This is a genomic window from Kitasatospora mediocidica KCTC 9733, from assembly GCF_000744225.1.
In the GTDB taxonomy this organism is placed as follows: Bacteria; Actinomycetota; Actinomycetes; order Streptomycetales; family Streptomycetaceae; genus Kitasatospora; species Kitasatospora mediocidica.
Genome location: NZ_JQLN01000005.1, coordinates 2,073,687 through 2,092,741, shown reverse-complemented (window position 1 = coordinate 2,092,741; position 19,055 = coordinate 2,073,687). Strand labels below are relative to the sequence as shown.

17 protein-coding genes are annotated in these 19,055 nt (G+C 70.9%); 14 read left to right on the top strand and 3 right to left on the bottom strand.

All coding sequences use genetic code 11. From position 1 onward, the window contains the following. Positions 1 to 704 precede the first annotated feature (704 nt). Together BS80_RS23310 and BS80_RS23305 are read right to left on the bottom strand one after the other, a co-directional pair. Positions 705 to 2,339: a UvrD-helicase domain-containing protein gene (locus BS80_RS23310; RefSeq protein WP_035800284.1), complete on the bottom strand. Its 1,635-nt coding sequence runs from the start codon at positions 2,337 to 2,339 to the stop codon at positions 705 to 707. Further along, positions 2,336 to 3,970 carry an ATP-dependent nuclease gene (locus tag BS80_RS23305; protein WP_035800282.1) on the bottom strand — a complete coding sequence of 545 codons (1,635 nt, stop codon included), beginning with the start codon at positions 3,968 to 3,970 and terminating at the stop codon, positions 2,336 to 2,338. Before BS80_RS23305 ends, BS80_RS23310 begins: the two co-directional genes overlap by 4 nt. A 177-nt stretch (positions 3,971 to 4,147) precedes the next feature. Between BS80_RS23305 and BS80_RS23300 the strand changes: the two genes are divergently transcribed. Next, positions 4,148 to 5,083: a DUF5655 domain-containing protein gene (locus BS80_RS23300; RefSeq protein ID WP_035800280.1), complete on the top strand. Its 936-nt coding sequence runs from the start codon at positions 4,148 to 4,150 to the stop codon at positions 5,081 to 5,083. Between the two features lie 90 nt (positions 5,084 to 5,173). On the opposite strand, the gene BS80_RS23295 is transcribed toward BS80_RS23300, so the two are convergent. Further along, entirely contained in the window at positions 5,174 to 5,923 is a 750-nt protein-coding gene (locus BS80_RS23295) for a DNA-methyltransferase (RefSeq protein WP_035800279.1), read from the bottom strand. Between the two features lie 565 nt (positions 5,924 to 6,488). On the opposite strand from BS80_RS23295, the gene BS80_RS23290 reads away from it, so the two are divergent. The 13 genes from BS80_RS23290 (at position 6,489) to BS80_RS43010 (ending at position 19,027) form a co-directional block, all read left to right on the top strand. After that, a complete protein-coding gene (locus BS80_RS23290; protein WP_035800276.1) occupies positions 6,489 to 7,655 on the top strand; it encodes a C40 family peptidase in 1,167 nt (388 codons plus the stop codon). Between the two features lie 72 nt (positions 7,656 to 7,727). Beyond that, positions 7,728 to 8,039 (top strand): DUF6112 family protein, encoded by a 312-nt coding sequence (locus BS80_RS23285; protein ID WP_035800273.1) that lies wholly within the window; start codon positions 7,728 to 7,730, stop codon positions 8,037 to 8,039. Positions 8,040 to 8,041: 2 nt separating this feature from the next. After that, a complete protein-coding gene (locus BS80_RS23280; protein ID WP_051966948.1) occupies positions 8,042 to 8,743 on the top strand; it encodes a hypothetical protein in 702 nt (233 codons plus the stop codon). Between the two features lie 22 nt (positions 8,744 to 8,765). After that, complete coding sequence (locus BS80_RS23275) at positions 8,766 to 10,244, top strand: SCO6881 family protein (protein ID WP_035800267.1); 1,479 nt, start codon at positions 8,766 to 8,768, stop codon at positions 10,242 to 10,244. A 147-nt stretch (positions 10,245 to 10,391) separates the two neighbouring features. Then, positions 10,392 to 11,861 carry a PrgI family protein gene (locus BS80_RS23270; RefSeq protein ID WP_035800265.1) on the top strand — a complete coding sequence of 490 codons (1,470 nt, stop codon included), beginning with the start codon at positions 10,392 to 10,394 and terminating at the stop codon, positions 11,859 to 11,861. 33 nt (positions 11,862 to 11,894) lie between these two features. Next, positions 11,895 to 12,344, top strand: a complete 450-nt coding sequence (locus BS80_RS23265; RefSeq protein ID WP_035800262.1) for a DUF6238 family protein — start codon at positions 11,895 to 11,897, stop codon at positions 12,342 to 12,344. 17 nt (positions 12,345 to 12,361) lie between these two features. Next, entirely contained in the window at positions 12,362 to 13,867 is a 1,506-nt protein-coding gene (locus BS80_RS23260; protein WP_035800259.1) for an ATP-binding protein, read from the top strand. Positions 13,868 to 13,903: 36 nt separating this feature from the next. After that, positions 13,904 to 14,320 carry a hypothetical protein gene (locus BS80_RS23255; protein WP_035800257.1) on the top strand — a complete coding sequence of 139 codons (417 nt, stop codon included), beginning with the start codon at positions 13,904 to 13,906 and terminating at the stop codon, positions 14,318 to 14,320. Between the two features lie 79 nt (positions 14,321 to 14,399). Next, complete coding sequence (locus tag BS80_RS41005; protein WP_157536520.1) at positions 14,400 to 14,972, top strand: hypothetical protein; 573 nt, start codon at positions 14,400 to 14,402, stop codon at positions 14,970 to 14,972. A gap of 120 nt (positions 14,973 to 15,092) precedes the next feature. After that, complete coding sequence (locus tag BS80_RS37990; RefSeq protein ID WP_157536518.1) at positions 15,093 to 16,214, top strand: hypothetical protein; 1,122 nt, start codon at positions 15,093 to 15,095, stop codon at positions 16,212 to 16,214. 94 nt (positions 16,215 to 16,308) lie between these two features. Then, on the top strand, positions 16,309 to 17,067 hold the full coding sequence (locus tag BS80_RS23235) for a hypothetical protein (protein ID WP_035800253.1): 759 nt from the start codon (positions 16,309 to 16,311) through the stop codon (positions 17,065 to 17,067). Between the two features lie 36 nt (positions 17,068 to 17,103). Beyond that, complete coding sequence (locus tag BS80_RS23230; RefSeq protein WP_035800251.1) at positions 17,104 to 17,601, top strand: hypothetical protein; 498 nt, start codon at positions 17,104 to 17,106, stop codon at positions 17,599 to 17,601. 184 nt (positions 17,602 to 17,785) lie between these two features. Beyond that, positions 17,786 to 19,027 (top strand): hypothetical protein, encoded by a 1,242-nt coding sequence (locus BS80_RS43010; RefSeq protein ID WP_232246583.1) that lies wholly within the window; start codon positions 17,786 to 17,788, stop codon positions 19,025 to 19,027. Positions 19,028 to 19,055: the final 28 nt, after the last annotated feature.

Genomic DNA, 19,055 nt, shown 5'->3' with positions numbered 1-19,055 from the left:
GGTACAACCGCCGCCGACGATGCGTCTGCCGCTGACCCAGAAGCGCCGAGCCGAACGACGAACGACCCCGACGGGCGCGCCCCCCGGGGGGCGAAGCCTCCGACGACGTGGAGGGGCGAGGGGACATGTCAGTGCTCACTTTCAGCCGCATCCGCTGCCCGGACCGCCCGTCCGGACAACACCTGGTTGCCACCACCCCCAAAAAGGTTGCCCTGGCCCACACGAATTTTCTCCGGCCGCCACACCCCAGGCAGCGGCCCTCACCTCACCCGCGCTCACCCTTTCCCGTGGGTGACGAGAAAGGAAAAAGGCCCAGGTCAGAGAATCTCTGACCTGGGCCTTGCTTGAGCCGCTTTCGGGATTCGAACCCGAGACCTACGCATTACGAGACCATGAGGGTTCATGTTGCGTGGTGCCGCCCCGTGCCGTCTCGTGACGTTTTGCCTGATCAGAGCACGTGCGGCTGGTTGACCTGTGTTACCCCGTACTACACCGTCCAAAGGCGTCCGTCCACCGGCTGTCCACCGGGAGGGTCTCCTAGCGGCGATGAAGGTCGGCCCGCAGGGCTTGTCAGCTCCCTACAAGCACCCCCTGGATGATGCTGCCGCCGAACGGATCACTCCGGTCGCCGGCACGCCCAGCGTATCCGCATGCTTCGGCCGATCCCAGCGGCCGACGAAGCCGTGGCGCTGACAGCGAGCACCCTACGCGCACGTCAGTGGGCTGACCACGTTCGCCAGAAGGTCCCACCAACGGGATGGCGACTCTGCCGCGTACCAGTCCTCTGTGCGCCACCGGTTCTCGACCCGAGTGCAAACAAGTCGTGTCTTGGCCCGCGAGGCCATGACATGCAGGACCCGGAGTTCTTCGGCCAGCCGAGCGTCGTCGGAGGTCGAACGGAAGTCCGGGATATGCCCTTCTTCGAGGCCCACGATGTACACGACGTCGAACTCCTGGCCCTTGCCGGCGTGTCCCGTCAGGAGATGTAGCCCTGGGGTGACCGGTGCCTCCGAGTCCTGCACGGCCCTGCAGGTTGCGACAGCCTGCGCGACTGTCGCTCCCGCCTCGAGCTGTTCTCGCAGCGATGCGATTGCACCGCTCAGGTGGTCGCTTGCCTCGGCGGCGTCGATCGGCAGGTCTGCTTGGCAAAGCTCAGCCAACCGTTGAAGCTGGGCCTCGGGCTCGATCCGTCGCGCGGTGGCTTCGCCCACGTGGCGCTGGAGCAGGCCGACGATCTCCGGCTGGTGCGTGTCCAGCTGCCAGTTCTGGTAGGCGATCCCGTCGGCTTCGAGGGCGGTGATCAGCTCGTTCAACCGCGTGGTCCGGCGAGCGACGACCCCGATGGTCAGGTCCGGCTGAGCCTCAAGCTGCTGGCGGATCGCGGGGACCAGCGCGCTGGCCTCCTCCTCGGGATCCTCGCTGATCACCACCTCGACCTTGGCGTCGTCCCCCCACTTCTCGGGACTGGCGCATTGGAGGCGAGTGGTGCCGAGCTCGGCGGCGAGCGCGTTGACGGCGGCCAGGACGGCCGGGCTGGACCGGTAGGACACGTTGAGCTCCACAGCCTCCTGGACGACGGCGTGGATTGCCTCGAAGACGAGGTCCGGCTCGGCGCCAGCGAAGGCATAGATGCCCTGTGCCGGGTCGCCTGCGTAGGTCGTCCGCCCGGCGCCGATCGCTTGGACCATGCCGAACTGGAGGAGGCTCAGGTCTTGAACCTCGTCCACGAGCACCACGGCGAAGTGCTCGTGGTAGAGCTGGGCCACTCGGGGGTCGGCGAGGAGGCGGGCCCCGTAGCGAATGAGATCGTTGTAGTCGATAAGCCCTGCTTCGCGCAGCGCCGATTCGTATCGGAGTGCCTCGGCGTTGCCAGCTGCTGCAAGGCGGCGGAGGACCTCGTCGTCGTCCCAGAGCCCCACCTTGGCCTGGGATAGCGCGAGGTCGGCGGCTTCGCTGTTCCTGTAGGTGATCCCTGCTGCCTCGCGATGGCGGTTGACTCGCACCTTCTCGGGGAACGCCTGCTGGGGATCAAGGCCGAGGACCTTGCCGTGCGCCCGGAGAATCCGGCCGGCCAGTCCGTGGAAGTTGCTCACGGTGACCGAGGCACTCTCCCGCGCGGACATCACTTGCCGTAGGCGTGCGTTGAGATTGTCCCGGGCCTTGTTGGAGAAGGTAAGCGCGAGGATCTTGCGCGGGGAGGCGATGTGGCCAGCCCTGATGAGGCCGGCGGCACGGTCCGCGAGGGCATAGGTCTTCCCGCATCCTGCGGGAGCTACCACGAGAAGGTCGGCGGGCCCAAGCTCGCGCAGCTTCTGGCGCGGGTCAACAGACGGATTCACTCCGCCACCGCCCGAAGGTGGTCGCACAGCTCGGTCATGCGCTCTGCATCAGTAAGGGTGAGTCCTGCCGTAACCGCAGCAGCCGCCTGGACCTTCCTTCTCTTGTGGCCACAGAAGGCAATCAGGTCTGCCTCCGTGACGTCGTCCACGCTTTGGGCGTTGCTCGCCGCGACGATCGCGGCCTCGTAGAAGTCCGGGCTCTTGAGGAGCTGCTTGAGCAGCTTGTCCCGCCCGAGCGCCTTCGCGTACATGGCTTCGAGGTCGGGGCTGCAGACCAGAATGCCGCTGGCTTCCAACGCCGCCGGGTCAGCTCCGATGACCTTCGCCCATTCGTCCCGCTTGTCTTCGTCAGTGACCCCGTAGATAGGCAGGTCGAAGCCCGTGGGGCCGAGCACCTTGTACGCAGGACCGAAGGAGCTTCCGCCGCCAAGCTCGATGACGGCTACACCGACTCGGTCGAGCGATAGGCCGATGAGGTCCGCGACAGCCTCGCAGATGATCTTGTCGCTCGACCCTTCGACGAAGAGCAGCCGACGTGCTGTCAGGGCGTCGATGATGCTGGGGATCCAGTGCTTGGCAGACTGAGCGCCGCCCGTAGCAAACGCATCGACGGGAAGCTGCCGGGGACTCCGGTCGGCGCCGAACGCCACGATGTCCTTGGGGTCCATCTGGCCGACGAGGGCGGCTGAGTGGGAGACCACAAGCCGCTGCCCGGCGCCCTTGCGGAATGATCGCGCTACTGCCCTTTGGGCGCTGGTGTGCAGGTGTGTCTCGGGCTCATCGATCGCGACGATTCGGGCTGCCCGCTGGGACATGCCCAGAAGTGCGAGCACAGAGAGGGCTCGCACGCCGTCGGACTGCTCGGCCAGGGGAGCCAGGTGATCTCCGTCCTGGATCGCGACCGTCATCCCCGCGAGGGGGGAGCCGATCAGATCGCCGGCTGTCGAGATGTGGACCTGGTCGGCCTTCACGGGCTTCGGCAGCGCCTCGGAGAGCGTGGTTGCAAGCTCGGTGCCGAACGCACCTACTGCTGCTGCCCGTTGGACTGCCTCTCTCAGCTGCTTGGCGGCCTGCTCGATGGCTGCGGAGTCGCGGCCCAGATCGAGGTTGCCAAGCAGTTCCTGCATCGTTCCGCCGGCACCAGCCAGCTCTCGCGCCAGCGAGCGAGCGGCAGGAACGTAAGCCCACCCGATGGCGTCGAACTGTGCCCGCGAGGGCCCGCGCCCGTGTCCGGCGTCGACGAAGAATCGACGGACTTCCTTGGTCTCCTCGGCGTCATCGCCTTCGGAGTCAACGAGGTTGAGGTCCGCCTCGATCGCGATCTTGACCGTGTTCGAGGCGCCGACGATCACCTCGTCCGGAAACGCCGCGAGGTCGTCGGGTTCGAGGTTCGAGAGTTCGACCTCCAACCTCAGCTGCTTGGTTGCATCAGTGAAGTCGCGGACGTTGACCGCGGCCATCAGCTGGGCGCGGGTCATGCCGAGGCACATGTGTACGGCGCGGAGGACGCTCGACTTGCCGGAGTCGTTGGGGCCGACCAGCACCATGTGGTTGCGTACATGGATCTCACCGTCGGGCAGTCGACGGTAGTTCTCCCACGCGATCCTGACGATCCGCAACTTGTACCTCATTGTCCGAGAAAGCCGCCTAGGTAGCGATCTTCCCAGTTATCGCCACTTGATCACCACCTCATTCTGGAGACTCTCCGGGCTGCTCGGCCGCGGGCCGCCTGGTCTGCCAGCCGAGGGCGGAATATCCAGGTCAGCTCGTCGATTGGTCTCCTCGTACAGTCATGCGAAGGGGGCTGGGTGAGCGATCTGAAGGTGTTCCGGCTCGGGGCGGACGGCCGGGACGTGGAGCTGCGCAGCTCGACAGTGGCGCTGGAGGTGCAGTTGCAGCGCCGGGTGGAGGCGAGCATGGAGGCGATGCTCGGCATCCGGTTCCTGGCGTCGGAGTACCCGACCGGTCCGTGGCACCGGGGCCGGGTGGACTCACTGGGCCTGGACGAGAACGGCGTGCCGGTCGTGATCGAGTTCAAGAAGGGCAACGACAGCGGGGTCGTCTCGCAGGCCGTCTCCTATCTCACCTGGTTGAAGAGCAGCCACCACGAGTTCGAGGCCCTCGTCAGGGAGAAGCTGAGTCCGGAGGCGGCCGACTCCATCGACTGGCGTGCTCCCCGGGCGCTGTGCATCGCGGCCGGCTTTTCGCACCACGACCGGGTGGCCGTCGGCGACCTGGGGCGGCAGTGGCCGATCGAGCTGGTCCGCTACCGGATCTTCGACGGCGGGCTGCTGAGCCTTCAGCTGGTCGAGCCGGTCTCCGCCGCCGTCAGCCCGGCGGCCGGGCGCAGATCGACCACGCCTTCGGTGCCAGCGGCTGCCGCCGAGGCGGCCGAGCCGCCGGTCGTCGGCGACGTACCGGAGTGTCTCCGGGATCTGTACGGCGAGCTGGACGAGGTGCTCACCGCGTCGGGCGAGGTGGAGACCGTCGTCCTCAAGCACTACATCGCTTACCGGCGGCTGCAGAACGTGGCCAGCGTGATCTTCCGGCCGTCCGCCTCGCACCGGGTGATCCTGGCATACCTGCGCCTGGACCCGGACACGGTGGAGCTGGAGGAGGGCTTCACGCGCGACATGCGCGGGATCGGGCACCTGGGCACCGGGGACCTGGAGGTGCGGATCGCCTCGGCGGCCGACCTCAAGAAGGCGGGACCGCTGATCGAGCGGGCGGTTCAGGCGGCCTGACCAAACGACGAGGGCGGCTGGAGGTTCATGCTCCAGCCGCCCTCGTGCGTCTGCGGGCCGGTCGGTGCCGGCTGTTCGGGGCTCTCACGGTCACGCCTCCGGTCCGGCGAGGACGAAGTCGTCCTGCGTCAGTTCGGCGCGCAGGCGCTGCTCGGCCACGTCCGCGTAGTGCGGCGAGAGTTCGGCGCCGACGAATCGCCGGCCTTCGCGTAGGGCGGCGACGCCGGTCGAGCCGCTACCGGTGAACGGGTCGAGGACGACACCGTCCTCGGGGCAGATCTGGACGAGCTGCTGCATGATCTCCAGCGGCTTCTGGGTGATGTGGACCCGGTCCTTGCGGGGCTGGCTGGCGACGAAGTGGCCGGGCAGGTAGAGGTCCCGGCTGTTGTCGAGGGTGCCCTTGACGCCCCAGATGATGAACTCCGCGGACTGCTTGAAGCCGCCCTTGCGCGGACGGCTGGCGGGCTTGATCCACGGGATGGTGCCCTGCCACGTCCACCCGGCCATCTGCAGCGCGTCGCTGGTCGTCGGCTCCTGCCTCCAGTCCGAGAAGACCATCGCGACCGAGTGCTCGGTACTCGCCCGGTACGCCTCGGTCAGCAGCTCGGTCAGCCACGAGCGGTAGGAGCGCTGATCGCGGTTCTCGCCGGGGAAGGTCTTCAGGTCGTGCGCGGAGTTGGACGTCACGTACTTGGCGCGGGCGTCGCGGCTGGTGCGCTCGGAGGAGGTCCGCCCGCCCGAGTTGTACGGCGGGTCGGTGATGACGGCGTTCACCGACTCGTCGGGCAGGGACTTGAGGACGGTCAGCGCGTCGCCTCGGTGGAGGATGTAGTTGCTCATGGGGGCCTCTCTCAGGGCAGGGGTGGACCCGCTCCCGGCGGTGCCCGGCGGCTGCCGCCGGGAGCGGGGATGAGCGGGACGGTAGCCGCGATTCCCGGCCGGACCTAACGGCGGCGCGAGGGGAGTCGTGGCTGGTGAAGGCCCTGTTTGGTCCGGCCGGACTTCGGGTCTACTGTCTCGCCATGCCAACCGGGCAGGAGGCCAACTCGGCCCGGGACGGCTCGTGTTGATCCGTGTTGTCCCGTCCAGCGGGGCACCCTGCGGGTCTGCGCTCCCCTTCGCACTCTTCGAGGAGACCTCGTGTTCCGGCTGAGATTACGAGCGCGGCTGGCTGCCGCGCATGACCCGAGACCGGCGTCCCGGAGCTACCAACTCCCCTGACCCGGGCCCGCCCTGAGCGGCGGATTCACCACCGGCGCGGTGCCGGCGACTTCTTTGCACGAGAGGCCGGCACCGCGTCTCCTACGAACCCCCGAGGAGCCGCTGCGATGCAGCATGCCCTGGCACAGCCTTGCCTCGATCCACCACTTCCTGCCGTCGTCCGCTTCGCAGAACGGCGGCGACGATGAGGAAGACTGCGGGCAGCTTCCTCAGCCTCGTCGCGGTCGGCCCGCTGGTTCTGGCCCTGCCGATCGTGGTCGCCGCCGCCGGAAGCGCCTCCGCCACCTGCGTCCCTGGCAGTGATTCACAGCCTGTGGATACAGCCGCCGTCGCCGAACAGGTGAAGGCGATCCTGAACGGATCGAGCCCGCTCAGCGCTCCGGGCGTCGCGGGGCTGGACAAGCCGGCCGAGCAGATCCCCAACGCCCAGGCCATCCAAGCCACCGGCATCGCGATGCACATCCCCATCCGCGGGCAGGTCGTCGCGCTGGCGACCGCGCTCCAGGAGAGCGGTCTGCGGAACATCAACTACGGCGACCGCGACAGCCTGGGCCTCTTCCAGCAGCGACCGTCGCAGGGCTGGGGCACACCGGAGCAGGTCATGCAGCCGGTGTACGCCTCGACGAAGTTCTACGAGGGCCTCCAGCAGGTCTCCGGCTGGCAGTCGATGACGATCACCCAGGCCGCCCAGGCGGTACAGCGAAGCGGCTACCCGGACGCCTACGCCAAGTGGGAGCCGTTGGCGACGGCGTTGCAGCAGGCCATCGCACCGCTGCTGGCCAACCCCGGCAACGGCTCGAACCCGTCACCGTCGCCGACCGCGAGCCCGTCCCCGGCCACCCCGTCTCCCACCGCCCCTTCGGCGGGCGGCGGTTGCTCGACCGCGGGCGGCGACGGCAGCGGCTTCGGGACGATCCCGCCCGGCACCCTCCCCGAGGGCTACGCGATCCCGGCCGACGCACCGCCCCAGGTGCAGACCGCGATCCGTTGGGCGCTCGGCCAGCTCGGCACGCCCTACCAGTGGGGCGGCTCGTGCACCGACTCCCACGGCACCGACCCGATGGGCCGGTGCGACTGCTCCTCGCTCATGCAGATGGCCTACAAGGCCGCTGGGATCACCTTGACCCGGACGACCTACACGCAGGTCACCGAGGGCACCGCCGTCTCCGCCGGCGCCCTGAAGCCCGGCGACCTGCTGTTCACCCGGGGTACCGCCCTGCGGCCCGAGCACGTCGGGATGTTCATCGGCGGCGGGCTCGTCGTGCACGCCCCCAAGACCGGTGACGTGGTCAAGGTCTCGACCCTCGCCTCCTGGCAGCCGGACATCCTCGCTGCCCGCCGAGTCCTCTGACCGGCGCTTTCTCCCCTTCTTCCCCTTTCTCTTCGGTGCACCTTCGCGTGCCCGCATTCCCCTGGAGTTCTCATGTCCTACCTCGCCGATGCGGTCACCCAGCTCGCCTACGACCCGGGCATCCAGCCCAATGAGGGCGGCCTGCCCGGCCTCTCGGTACTCAAGCAGGTGATGGGCTCGCTGAACCTGTTCGGCATCATCGCGGTGGTCGGCGCGCTCGCGGTCAGCGCGGGTGTGTGGGCCTGGGGCCACCACTCGGGCGGCCACCAGGCCGAGGCCAACGGCAAGAAGGGCGTACTCGTCAGTGCGGGTGCCGCGCTGCTGCTGGGCGCGGCAAACGGTGTGGTGGCCTTCTTCTCCGCACTGGGCAGCCAGGTCAAGTGATCATGCAGAAACGTTCTCTCTCCTCTGCTTCCCGCAGCGGGAAGTCCGGCGGCGCCCTCGTGCGCCGCCGGGCGCTGCTGGGCACCGTGGTCCTGGTGGCGCTCGTCGCCCTGGCCGGCCTGTTCTCCTACCTCACCCGCGACAACCGGGAACCGTCCAACCACTCTTCCGCACAGCCGACTTCGCCCGCTACCACCTTCGCACCGGCTTCGCCGTCGGCCCTGCCGAGCGGCCGGTCGGCAGCTCTGCCCTCGCCGCCGGACACCCGTGACCCGATCGCATTCGGGAAGTCGGCGGCGGTGGCCCTGTGGTCGTACGACACCCGCGCGTACTCCCAGCCCGAGCTGGTAGCCGCGCTCCACCGGTGGCTGACGACCGAGGGACAGTACGTCGACGCCGACTCGGTCGAGCGCCAGGTGCCCTCGCCGATGCTGTGGGGACGGATGGCCGACTCCGGCCAGTTCGCCACCGCAACCGCGGCCGAGGCGCACTTCCCCGACAGCTTCACCCGCGCGCTGCAGGCCGATCCGGGGGCGATCACCCAGGCGTACGTCTACGCCGTCACCGTCTCCGGCAAGCAGTCGATCGCCTGGAACGGCTCGCCCCAGGGCGGCGCCGAGGACCGCTCGGCCACCCTCGCGGTGCAGTGCCGCCCCGACCGTCCCTGCGCTCTGGTCGGCGTAATGCCGTCCGTCGCGCCCTGACACCACGAAGGAGGTGCCCTTCGTGGGCGTCTGCGACATACCCCTGATGAGCCAAGTCTGCACCGTGGTCGACGCGGTCAGCTTCGTCTCCAACCCCGGCAAGTCCATCACCGACGGCATCGGCGCGTGGATCGCCAAGAGCATGGGCGAGCTGGCGGCCAGCGCCACCAACCTCGCCGCTCGCGCGGTCGACCAGACCACCGCCATCGACCTGAGCGCCCCGTGGTTCAGGGACAACTACCAGCTGATCCTGCCGATCGGGCTGATCCTCACGGTGGGCACGTTCTGCGCCCAGCTCATCCTCGCCGCCTGGCGCCGGGACGAACGCGCCCTCGCCCAGGCCGCCTGGGGCACCATGACCGGCGTCCTCTTCTCCTTCTGCGCGATCAGCTTCACCGCCGTGGCCGTCACCACGGTGGACGCCCTGTCCGCCGGCCTGTTCAAAGCCGCGAACACATCGGTGGACGACGCAGTCAGGCGCCTGGTCAAGGTGTCCGAGCTGGGAGCGATGTTCCCCCTCGGCTGGGCGATCCCAGCACTGGTCGCGGTCGGCTGCGCCATCGGGGCGTTCCTGTACTGGGGCGTCATGGTCGCCCGCAAGGTCGGCGTCCTGGTCCTGGTCGCGCTCGCCGCGTTCGCAGGGGCCGGCGGCGGCTGGGAGGTGGCCAAGCGCTGGCGGCGCGGCTGGATCGAGGCGACCGCCACCCTGGTGGTCAGCAAACTGCTGATGACCGTGGTCTTCCTGGTGGGCGTCTCGGCAATCGGCAAGACGGACGCCAAGGACGGCCTCGGCGCGTTGTCCGACGCCATGGCCGGAATCGTGATCATGGTGCTGGTGCTGCTCTGCCCCTACGCCGTCTACAAGTTCGTCCACTGGGCAACCGACGGCGGCGGCCACGACGACCTCCACCGCACCGGCGTCGCCGGGATGGCCGTCGCGGCAGGAGCTGCGAAGACCGCAGGCAGCCTCGCGATGCAGATGGGCACCGGCACCCCCATGCCGCAGGGGCCGAGCCAGGTCCCCGGCATGGACGGGGGCGGTGCCGGCGGCATCGACCCGACCGGGCGCATCAGCAAGGAAGGCATCGACGCCGGCCCCGCCCAGCAGCCGACAACCTTCCGCTTCGGCGAGGACCCGAGCGCGCCCGGCGACCGCGGACGGGCCCTGGTCACCCGGCCCGGCATCCCTGCCCTGGTCACCCGCCCGTCCTCCGAGGGCGGCGGCGGACAGCCGCAGGCCGAAGGCGGCGGAGAGCAGGCAGCCTCGGCCACTCCGGGCACCGGGGGCTTCTTCACCGCCGGCACTGTCGCCCCGCCGGGCACGGGTTCGCCTGCACCCTCGGCCTCAGCCACGCCTTCGCCGTCAGCCCCGGCTCCGGCTCCGGCTCCGGCTCCGGCTCCGGAAGGCCCGTCGGCGGCCGTACCGCCTTCCACCGGGACCTCCGCGCCGGACCCGGTCAGGTTCATCTACCCGAACCAGCCGCCCGCGTCCGGCTCCTGACCGGACCACCACCTGGGGTGGGCCGCGTCCTGCGGCCCACCCCGGCCCCACCGCCCTTTCCCTCTGCTGAAGGAGTCCGGCCATGAAGTCCAGAAGAGCGCCGCGCCCCCGCCCGCCGCCCGCACGCTCACCCCCTCTGGAACCTCGATGTCCTCAATCCCGAAGCCCGACGCTCCCGCGTCGGTCAAGTTCCCGCACCGCAGCCGCCGTGGAATCCTCCTCGGCCTCAGCGCCTCGCAGCTGATCACCGTCTCGGCCACCGGCCTGCTCCTGCTCGCCGTCCTCGTCACGCGCGGCGTCGTCGGCGCGCTCCAGCTCATACCCCTGTGGGCCGGTGTCGCCGCCTTCGTCCTCATCCGCTACCGGGGCCGCACCCTGGCCGACTGGGCACCGATCGCCGTCCGGTACGCGCTCCGCCGCTTCCGGGGCCAGCTGATCTGGCTCGCCCGCCCCTCCCGACGGCCGGTCCGCGAAGGACTGCTGCACCTGCCCGGCAGCGCGGCCAGCCTGCGCGTACTCACCGCCCCGGACCGCCGCTACGGAGCCGTCCACGACCCGCACGCCGGTACCCTCACCGCCGTCGTGAAGGTCAGCAGCCGTGCGTACGCCCTGCTCGACCCCGGCACCCAGAACGCCAACGTCAACGGCTGGGGCCGCTCTCTGGCCGCGTTGGCCCGCACCGGCCACGTCGCCCGAATCCAGGTGATCGAGCGGACCGTCCCCGACTCCGGCGACGCCCTGCGCCGGTACTGGGAGGAGCACGGCAAGCCCGACGCCCCGCTGGCCGGAGCCCTCTACGACGAACTGATCCGCGGCGCGGGCCCGGCCGCCGCCCCCCACGAGTCCTACGTCGCCATCGCGCTGGACTTCAAGGCCGCCCGGCGGCTGATCAACCAGGCCGGCGGCGGCCTGATGGGAGGCTTCAGCGTCCTCGCGCAGCTGACCTCGGCGTTCGAGCAGTCCGCCCGGACCGCCGGGCTCAACCCGAACGGCTGGCTGTCCGCCACCGAGATCGCCGCCGTCGCCCGCACCGCCTACGACCCCAAGGCCCTTGCGGCACTGGACCGCTGGTCCGAGGACGGCCGCCCGGCGGCCGACCCGGCAGCGGCCGGTCCGGTGGTCGTGGTGGAGAAGGCCGACCACATCTCGACTGACTCCGCCCACCACACCACCTACTGGGTGGAGAACTGGCCCCGTACCGAGACCAGCCCCGGGTTCCTGCACCAGGTGATGTTCGCCCCCGGCGTGCGCCGCACCGTCTCCCTCGCCTACGAGCCGAAGGACCTCGACGCCGCGATGCGCGACGTCCAGCGCAAGAAGGCCAGCGTGATCGCCGACTCGGCCGAGCGCGCCCGCAAGGGCCAGGTCGCCTCCGAGGCCGACTCGGTCGAGTACCAGGACATCCAGGCCCGCGAGCGGCAGCTGATCGCCGGCCACGCCGACGTCGCCCTGACCGGCCTGCTGACCGTCTCGGCCGACACCGAGGAGCAGTTGCGCTCCGCGTGCGCGGTGGTCGAGACGGCCGCCGTCGGTGCCCAGCTCGACCTGCGCCCGCTCACCTGGCAGCAGGCCGAGGCGTTCACCGCCTCCGCCCTGCCGTTCGCCCTCGCCGCCTGATGCCGGCCACCCCTTCGCCGAAAGAGCACCCCGATGCCGGCCACCACCGCCACCGCGCAGGACTTCGTCCCGTACGCGACCGCCGCGATCGACTTCCACCGCGCGCTGAACGTCCCCGCAGGTCCGCTCGTCGCCTCCCGCGCCGAGCTGGACTCCCTCCACGAGCACCTGGTCGCGCTGCACGGCCTCCTCGACGCGCATGCCCAGCGCGTTTCCCCGCTGCTGCCGGTCGAGGGCGACCACCTCAAGGCCACCCGCACCCGCCTGTGGCAGGCCGCCGAGCACCTCCACGCCGCCTACCACTCCGCTCCCCGGACGGGCAGCGGCGAGGTCCCCGACGCCGAAGCCTGCCGGGCCCGCCGCCCCGAAGGCGCCCCGGAGCTGAGCATCTGCCGCCGCCACCAGGAGGCCGCCCAGCTGGTCCGCCGCCGCACCACCCCCGCCGATCTGCACTCGCCCTTCACCGGCCTCGTCCGCCACTGACCCCGGAATCCGTGATCATGCCCAGGAACCGCGCCACCGCCAGCCCCCTGTTCGTCCCCCGCAAGACCTCCCGCGCCCAACAGCGCGCCGCACGGGCCGAGTTCGCCGAGGCCCGGACCAAGGCCCGCCGCGCCGAAGCCCCCTCGGAGCGAAAGGAGTTCGAGGGCGTCGACCCCGAACTGCAGGCCACCTATCCCGCCTCCGGCCGGCCCGGACGCGCCTCGGCACGCGGCGGAAAGCTCCGCCTGCCCAAGCACCGGATGACCACCGCCGTCGCGGGCGGCGCGTATCCGTTCCTCGCCGAGGCCGGACTCGGCTCCGAGGGGATCTTCATCGGCCGGGACCTCCACGCCGAGGGCAGCTTCTGCTACGACCCGTTCGCCCTGTACAACTCCGGCCGAATAGAGGGCTTCACCAACCCGAATGCGGTTTTGTGCGGGGTGATCGGCATGGGCAAGTCGGCGCTGGCCAAGTCGATCGCCACCCGGGCCATCGCCCACGGGTACAAGATCTACATCCCGTCCGACCCGAAGGGTGAGTGGTCCGCTCTCGCCGAGGCCCTCGGCGGCCAGACCATCGCGCTCGGCCCCGGCCTGCCCGGGAAGTTGAACCCGCTGGACGCACCGGCGCGGCCTGCCGGGGTGAGCGAGGAGGACTGGACCAGTGAGGTTCGTAAGCGGCGCCTCCTGCTGCTGGCGAGCCTCGCGGCCACCGTGCTCAAGCGCGATCTGCTGCCGATGGAGCACACCGGTCTCGATGTCGCGCTCGACCTGGTCGTCGCCGAAGCCGAGGCGGCGGGCACAGTGCCGCTGCTGGGTGATATCGCCCACGCCCTCGGCCGCCCCGAGCGCCTGGACGCCGCCCTCGGCGACGAGGCCGGCGGCCTCGGCCGGTCTGTCGACGACCTGGCGCACGCCCTGCGCCGCCTCGTCCACGGTGACCTCAGCGGCATGTTCGACGCGCCGTCGACCGTCAGCTTCGACCCGGACGCGCCGATGCTGTCGATCGACCTGTCGCGCCTGGGCTCCAGCGGCGACGACACGGCCTTGGTGTTGGCCATGACGTGCGCGAGCGCGTGGATGGAGTCCGCACTCGCCGACCCCGACGCCGGGAGGCGCTGGGTGATCTACGACGAGGCGTGGCGGATCATGCGGCATGTCGGCCTCTTGGAGCGCATGCAGCAGCAGTGGAAGCTGTCGCGCGGCCTCGGCATCGCCAACCTGCTGATCCTGCACCGGCTTTCCGACCTTCTGTCCGCAGGGGACGCCGGATCGCGCGGCCGGGTCCTGGCTGAGGGCCTCCTCGCGGACTGCAGCACCCGGATCATCTACCGGCAGGAGCCGGACCAGATCGCGGCGTCCATGGTCCTGCTCGGCCTCACCGGCGTCGAAGCCCAGGCCATCGCCGCCCTGCCCCGCGGGCGTGGCCTGTGGAAGGTGGCGGGCCTCAGCTTCATCGTGCAGCACCTCCTCCACCAGCGCGAGCGCCGTCTCTACGACACCGACTTCCGCATGACCGCCTAGGTCAACTATCCATCACATAAGCCGAGTTGAGGACCAGTGTCGCACACCGGACGCCCGCGCATCGTCTATACCGACCACTCCGAGCTGACGGAGGAGGACTTCACCGCCTTCGAGTCCCTGATGGCCGCCCAGCGCATCGCCAGGGGCAGCGGCCACGACGCCAACTGGGATCTGATCCTCACCGAGGAGGGCTCGGACAGGAACGGGTGGTTGCACACCACCGGTGTCTTCCGCCCGGCTCCGGAGGAACGGCTCACCCGCCCCGTGCCTCTGGGCTACGTCGAGATGGAGTTCAGCCGGGACGGGAAGGCCCTGCCTGACACCCCGGCCGGGGCCGACCGACAGCGGACCACCGTCGCCCTCGCCCGCAGCACCGGCGGACGCCATGGTGCCGGGGCCGAGACGGCCCCCGCTGCCCCGGCCACCGCACCGGCAGTGCGCCGCACCCGCTGACCGTTCGCGCCCTATGCGGCCACGGCGCCGCAGGCAACGATTCCAACCGCCAACCGACTTGGGCAGGGACTTCACCATCATGAGCAACCTGAGCTACTGGGTGTACGAGGGGAGCCGTCGCAGGCCCGGCGAGCTGGCGAGCGATCCGGCCCATCTCCCCGACAACGCTTCGCCGCTCTACCGCCCGTCCTCTTCCCGGGTGCAGGCGTCTTCGCCGGAGAGCCTCGACCGCGCCACCCGCCGTCTGGCTGCCGCCGACGAGGCGGAGTTCCCGAGCCTGTTCGGCCAACTCGTCAGCAGCAGCTTCGGCGCGGTCGACCAGCTCCACGAGCTGCTCAGCACCGCCGCGGATTGGTGCCGGAACCACGACGCGCGTCAGTACGGGGCCGAGTTGGAAACTCTGGCGGACCGAGTCGCTGACCTCGGCGAGGAGCTGCACCTCGTCAACGACAGCCTCGGCCGTGAACTTGCCTCCCGGAGCAACCGGCTGGCCGCCGCTGTCAGCCGGTCCCCCTCGCGTCCGCCTCGGCCCGCGCCCACCTCAGTGGCTCAGGCCGCCGCCGCCCGGGAGGGCGCGCGAGGGCCGGCCCCGATGCCCCGGAGCCAGCCGCCGATCGCTGCGGCCTCGCCCGGACGCCGCCGGTCGCCCTGACCGGCGCTACCACCGGATCACGGCCCCGCCAAACCGGCGGATCTCCGCATCCTCGTCGTCGTCCCCTCACCTCCCGCCGGCCCCGGCGCTCCGCCTGGCCGCCCTCTCGAAGGAGAGCCCGTGGATCCCGACTGCGTAACCGTGCTGTTCAGCGACACGGGCGGAGCCATCAACGCCCGCGTCTTCGGGCCCTTCACCCCGGACAAGCCCGGAGACACCGCCAACCGCCAGCGCTACGCCGACATCACCGTCCCGCTCGAACAGCGGGGACTCGACTGCACCGTGGACTTCGGCCTCGACGACTACATCGTCAACGCGGAACTTCCCGACGGCAGCCATCTGACGATCTCGCCGGAGCAGTCCGACTACCCGGACGACACTCCCCCGGGCTGGCTGGTGACGCGCTCGAACCCCGACGACCCCGACCTGTTCGAGATCGTCTACGACAGCCAGGCCGGCGGCCCGGCGCAGTTCAACGCGGGGAGCGTTCCGCACCTGCTGGCCGGGGTCGACGCCCGCCTCGACGAGTTGGGCGTCGCGACACGGGAGCAGGCGGCGGCGCTGCAGCAGCGCGCCGAGTCGCTACTGCACCGGGCTGGCTTCGTCCCCGTCGTCCGCTTCCGCGACAGCTACCACCGGCTGCCCGCTGGCATGGCTGATCCCGGCGAACGGCAGGCAGCGCTCGGCCGGGCTCTCGACCTCCTGCGCGACGAGGGGTACGGCTACGCCTTCCCCGCTGACCTGCGCCCTGTGGATCCGCGACCCACCGCAGCCCCGCGCAACCCGCCTGGGGTCTCGCTGCCCTCGGTCGGCCGGGCGATCGCCGAGGCTGGCCACACGCGGGAGGTCGTCGAGGCGCTCAGCGAGCTGACCGCCCCCGGCGACGGCGTCCTCGACCAGGTGATCGGTGTCCTCGACCAGACCGCCGAGTGGTGGGAGGGCCTCGGCGGCGCCGCTGATCCGCACTACGCCGCGCGCCTGCGCTACATCTCCGAGCACGTCGGGGGCTACGTGCGGGAGGTCCGAGCGATGCGCGGCGACCTCGCCGACCGGCACGCCCCCCATCCCGGCCGCTCCCGGTCAGCACCCCCGCCCGTCTGCGCGACGGCCTCCGACGAGGCCAGGGTTGCCGCCGCCCTCGCCGCCTCCCCTACGGCAACCCGCACCCTCACGGGCCACCCCGCCGAGCCCGCCCTGGCTGCGGCTGCCGCCGCTGTGCGCCCGGCCGGGCCCCGCCGCTGACCACGACCGCCCGGAAGGAGCACCACATGCCTCGTACCAGCAGACCGCGCCCCGTCAACCGACCACCGCCCGTGCCCCGAAGCGGAGTTCCCTCATGTCTGCCGATTCACCCGACCTCCTGCCCCACGTCGCCCTCGGCCGCCACCCCGATCACGGCATCGTCGCGGCCCTGCCCACGCAGTCGGCCGCCGCCCAGTGGTTCCTGGAGCGGCTCGAGTTCCAGCCCGTCCCCGGCCATCCGAGCCTGTACGCGCTGACCGACCAGCACCGCGAACCGACCGAACGCGCGGCCTGGGCCGCCAAGCTCCTCAACGGGGCCGGCTACCGCGTCGACACCGACCTGGCCCTCGCGCCCACGAACGCCACCGAAACAGCGCGGACGCGGATCGACGCGCCCCTCCAACCACCGGCCCACGAAGTGGACACGGGCCCTGACGTCGCCTTCGCAGAACACCCGCGGCTGGGCATCGTCGCCGCCGTCGGCGGCAACCAGCCGCTCAGTCCGGCCGTCTTCCTGGAGACCGACGGCTGGCGCCACCACCGCGAGCTGGACATCCACCTCGCCCCGCCGGCCGCCACCCGGGCGCAGTCCCTCGACGCGGTGGCCAGGACCACGGTGGCGTTGCAGCGGGGCGACTACCAGGTGGCGATGCATCCGCAGCTCGCCGACTCCGTCGCCGCCCGCAGGGCCCCGGCCAGCGAGGCGTTCACCACACGCAGGTTCCGCGTCGACGAGGCCGCGCTCGCCAAGAGCCCGGCGGCCCGCTCGGTGACCACCGCGAAGGCCGCTGTTCCGTCGGGCCCGCCACCTACTGCAGCAGATCCGCGAGTTGCCTTCGCCCGTGCCCGCTGACCCCAGACCGCCCCCTAACCAGACGAAGGACCCGAGATGGCAGTGAAGAAGGTATGGAAGATCTCGCACTCGTGCGGGCACGAGCGCGAGCGTGACCTCGGTGACCGCCCGGCCGACCGCCGCGCCGGGTTCGCCGACTGGCTCGCCAAGCAGGACTGCACCGACTGCTGGCGGGCAGCGAAGGACGGAGACGAAACCGACAAGGCCGCCTGGCTGGAGGCGAAGCGCGCCGCCGAGCAGGCGGAGTCGGACGCCTGGTCCGAGCAGTACCGGATGCCGCCGCTGGAGGGCACCGACAAGGGCCGGGCCTGGGGCGTGCGCTGCCGCCACCAGCTCCTTGCCGCCGCCTACACGGTCCTCGTCCTGGAGGACGGCCTGCCCGAGACCGACTGGGAGCAGATCGAGGAGCGGGCCCGTACGGTCACACGCGCCGGCTGGTGGATCGACCAGCGCGCGTCCGAGCCCCGCGACCTGGAGGAATTGCTGGACGCAGCAGTGGACGCAGACCGGCCGACCGAGAACCCCTTCGTGTGACGTGCCGGTGCCCTGCCCCGGCGCAGGGCACCGGCCACAGCACGGCATCGCCACGCCGACACCAGGCTGCTCCGGCCGCCAGCTCCTACCACCGATCTCCGGCCGGGCCAAACCGCCGGATCTGCGGATCCTCTCCTTGCCAGCCCGCCCGCCGGGCCCCGCCGCCCGTCCGAGAGGGGACGCCGTGATCGCCCACCTGCAGCGCGCCACCACCACGGCCGCGCTGATTCCCGCCCTCTACGGGCACGATGACCCGCGCTACCGCTTGCGGCCCCGGCTGATCGATGCCGACTACCGCGGAGCAGGCAAACAGCTCCCCCTCTTCGGCGACCCGCAGGAAGTCCTCGGCGGCGGCGTCCTGGATGCCCCGGCCACCAGGATCGGCTCCCGGGCACCCGAGCGCCCGGTGTGGATGTGCTCCGTGCGCTCCGACCCGCGCCACCCGGACCTGACCGACGCCCAGTGGGCCCACGTCGCCCGCCGTCTGGTCACCGCGACCGGACTCGCCCCCGCAGACGATCCGAACGGCTGCCGGTGGGCCGCGATCCGAACCCTCGACCGCTCGGTGCACATCGTCGCCACCGTCGTCCGCGAGGACGGCGGTGTCCACGGCACCTACCGGGACGCCTTCCACGCGCAGGCCGAATGCCACCGCATCGCCGCCGACCTCGGCCACCTCAACCGGTCGGCGCCCTCCTTCACCACTGCCAAGGACTACCGCATGCCCACACCCGTGATCGCCATCAGCCTCGAACCGAGCGGCAGCGTCGTCGCCAAGGGCTCCAGCGACGACCTGTCCGCCGCCCTGCTCAAGCACGCAGGGTTCAAGCAGATCGAGGACTGGCACGGCCGCCGCCACCGGCTTCCCAGCTCCACCGCCCGCCCCGACAGCGCCGCCATCGCCACCCACGCGGCAGAGATGCTGCGCGCCGCCCGGTACGACGTCGACCTCGACCCCCAGCTCGACATCGAGCCGCTCAACACCGCAGGGCAGCAGCTTCTCCACCTCACCGACCAGCTCCGCGCCGCCACCGAGTTCGACGAACTTGCCGGCGTGCTCGACAACCTGCTCGACCCGGACGACGGAGCGCTCGTCCGCCTTCAGGAAGCCATGGAGATCGCGTCCGAGCAGATCACTGACCTCGACCCCGAGCAGTACGCACTCTCGGACCGGTTCGGCGTCGCCTCCGACCACCTCGTCGCTGCCCAGGCCGAACTGGCCGGGGCTGTCGACGAGGTGCAGCGCGCCAAGTCCCACACGGCAGGTGCCGCCGACCGTCGGGCGTCCGCCTCCTACTCAGCCGCAGTCCGCGCGGCCCGCGCCACCTCACCGGCCGTCGCCGCCCGCGGTGTGAACGCCACCGCGGCGACCGCAACCGCACCGCCGTCCGTTGCGGGACCCCGGACGCCGGTCCGCACGCGGTGACCACCCCCCGTACCTCTCAGTGGAGTTG

What these genes read in the sequence shown, in the direction of transcription:
- BS80_RS23295 (WP_035800279.1), bottom strand. Translation starts at nt 5,923, where the DNA reads ATGAGCAACTACATCCTCCACCGAGGCGACGCGCTGACCGTCCTCAAG.
- BS80_RS23230 (WP_035800251.1), top strand. Translation starts at nt 17,104, where the DNA reads ATGGCAGTGAAGAAGGTATGGAAGATCTCGCACTCGTGCGGGCACGAG.
- BS80_RS23305 (WP_035800282.1), bottom strand. Translation starts at nt 3,970, where the DNA reads ATGAGGTACAAGTTGCGGATCGTCAGGATCGCGTGGGAGAACTACCGT.
- BS80_RS23265 (WP_035800262.1), top strand. Translation starts at nt 11,895, where the DNA reads ATGCCGGCCACCACCGCCACCGCGCAGGACTTCGTCCCGTACGCGACC.
- BS80_RS23270 (WP_035800265.1), top strand. Translation starts at nt 10,392, where the DNA reads ATGTCCTCAATCCCGAAGCCCGACGCTCCCGCGTCGGTCAAGTTCCCG.
- BS80_RS23235 (WP_035800253.1), top strand. Translation starts at nt 16,309, where the DNA reads ATGTCTGCCGATTCACCCGACCTCCTGCCCCACGTCGCCCTCGGCCGC.
- BS80_RS23290 (WP_035800276.1), top strand. Translation starts at nt 6,489, where the DNA reads ATGAGGAAGACTGCGGGCAGCTTCCTCAGCCTCGTCGCGGTCGGCCCG.
- BS80_RS23260 (WP_035800259.1), top strand. Translation starts at nt 12,362, where the DNA reads ATGCCCAGGAACCGCGCCACCGCCAGCCCCCTGTTCGTCCCCCGCAAG.
- BS80_RS41005 (WP_157536520.1), top strand. Translation starts at nt 14,400, where the DNA reads ATGAGCAACCTGAGCTACTGGGTGTACGAGGGGAGCCGTCGCAGGCCC.
- BS80_RS23280 (WP_051966948.1), top strand. Translation starts at nt 8,042, where the DNA reads ATGCAGAAACGTTCTCTCTCCTCTGCTTCCCGCAGCGGGAAGTCCGGC.
- BS80_RS23285 (WP_035800273.1), top strand. Translation starts at nt 7,728, where the DNA reads ATGTCCTACCTCGCCGATGCGGTCACCCAGCTCGCCTACGACCCGGGC.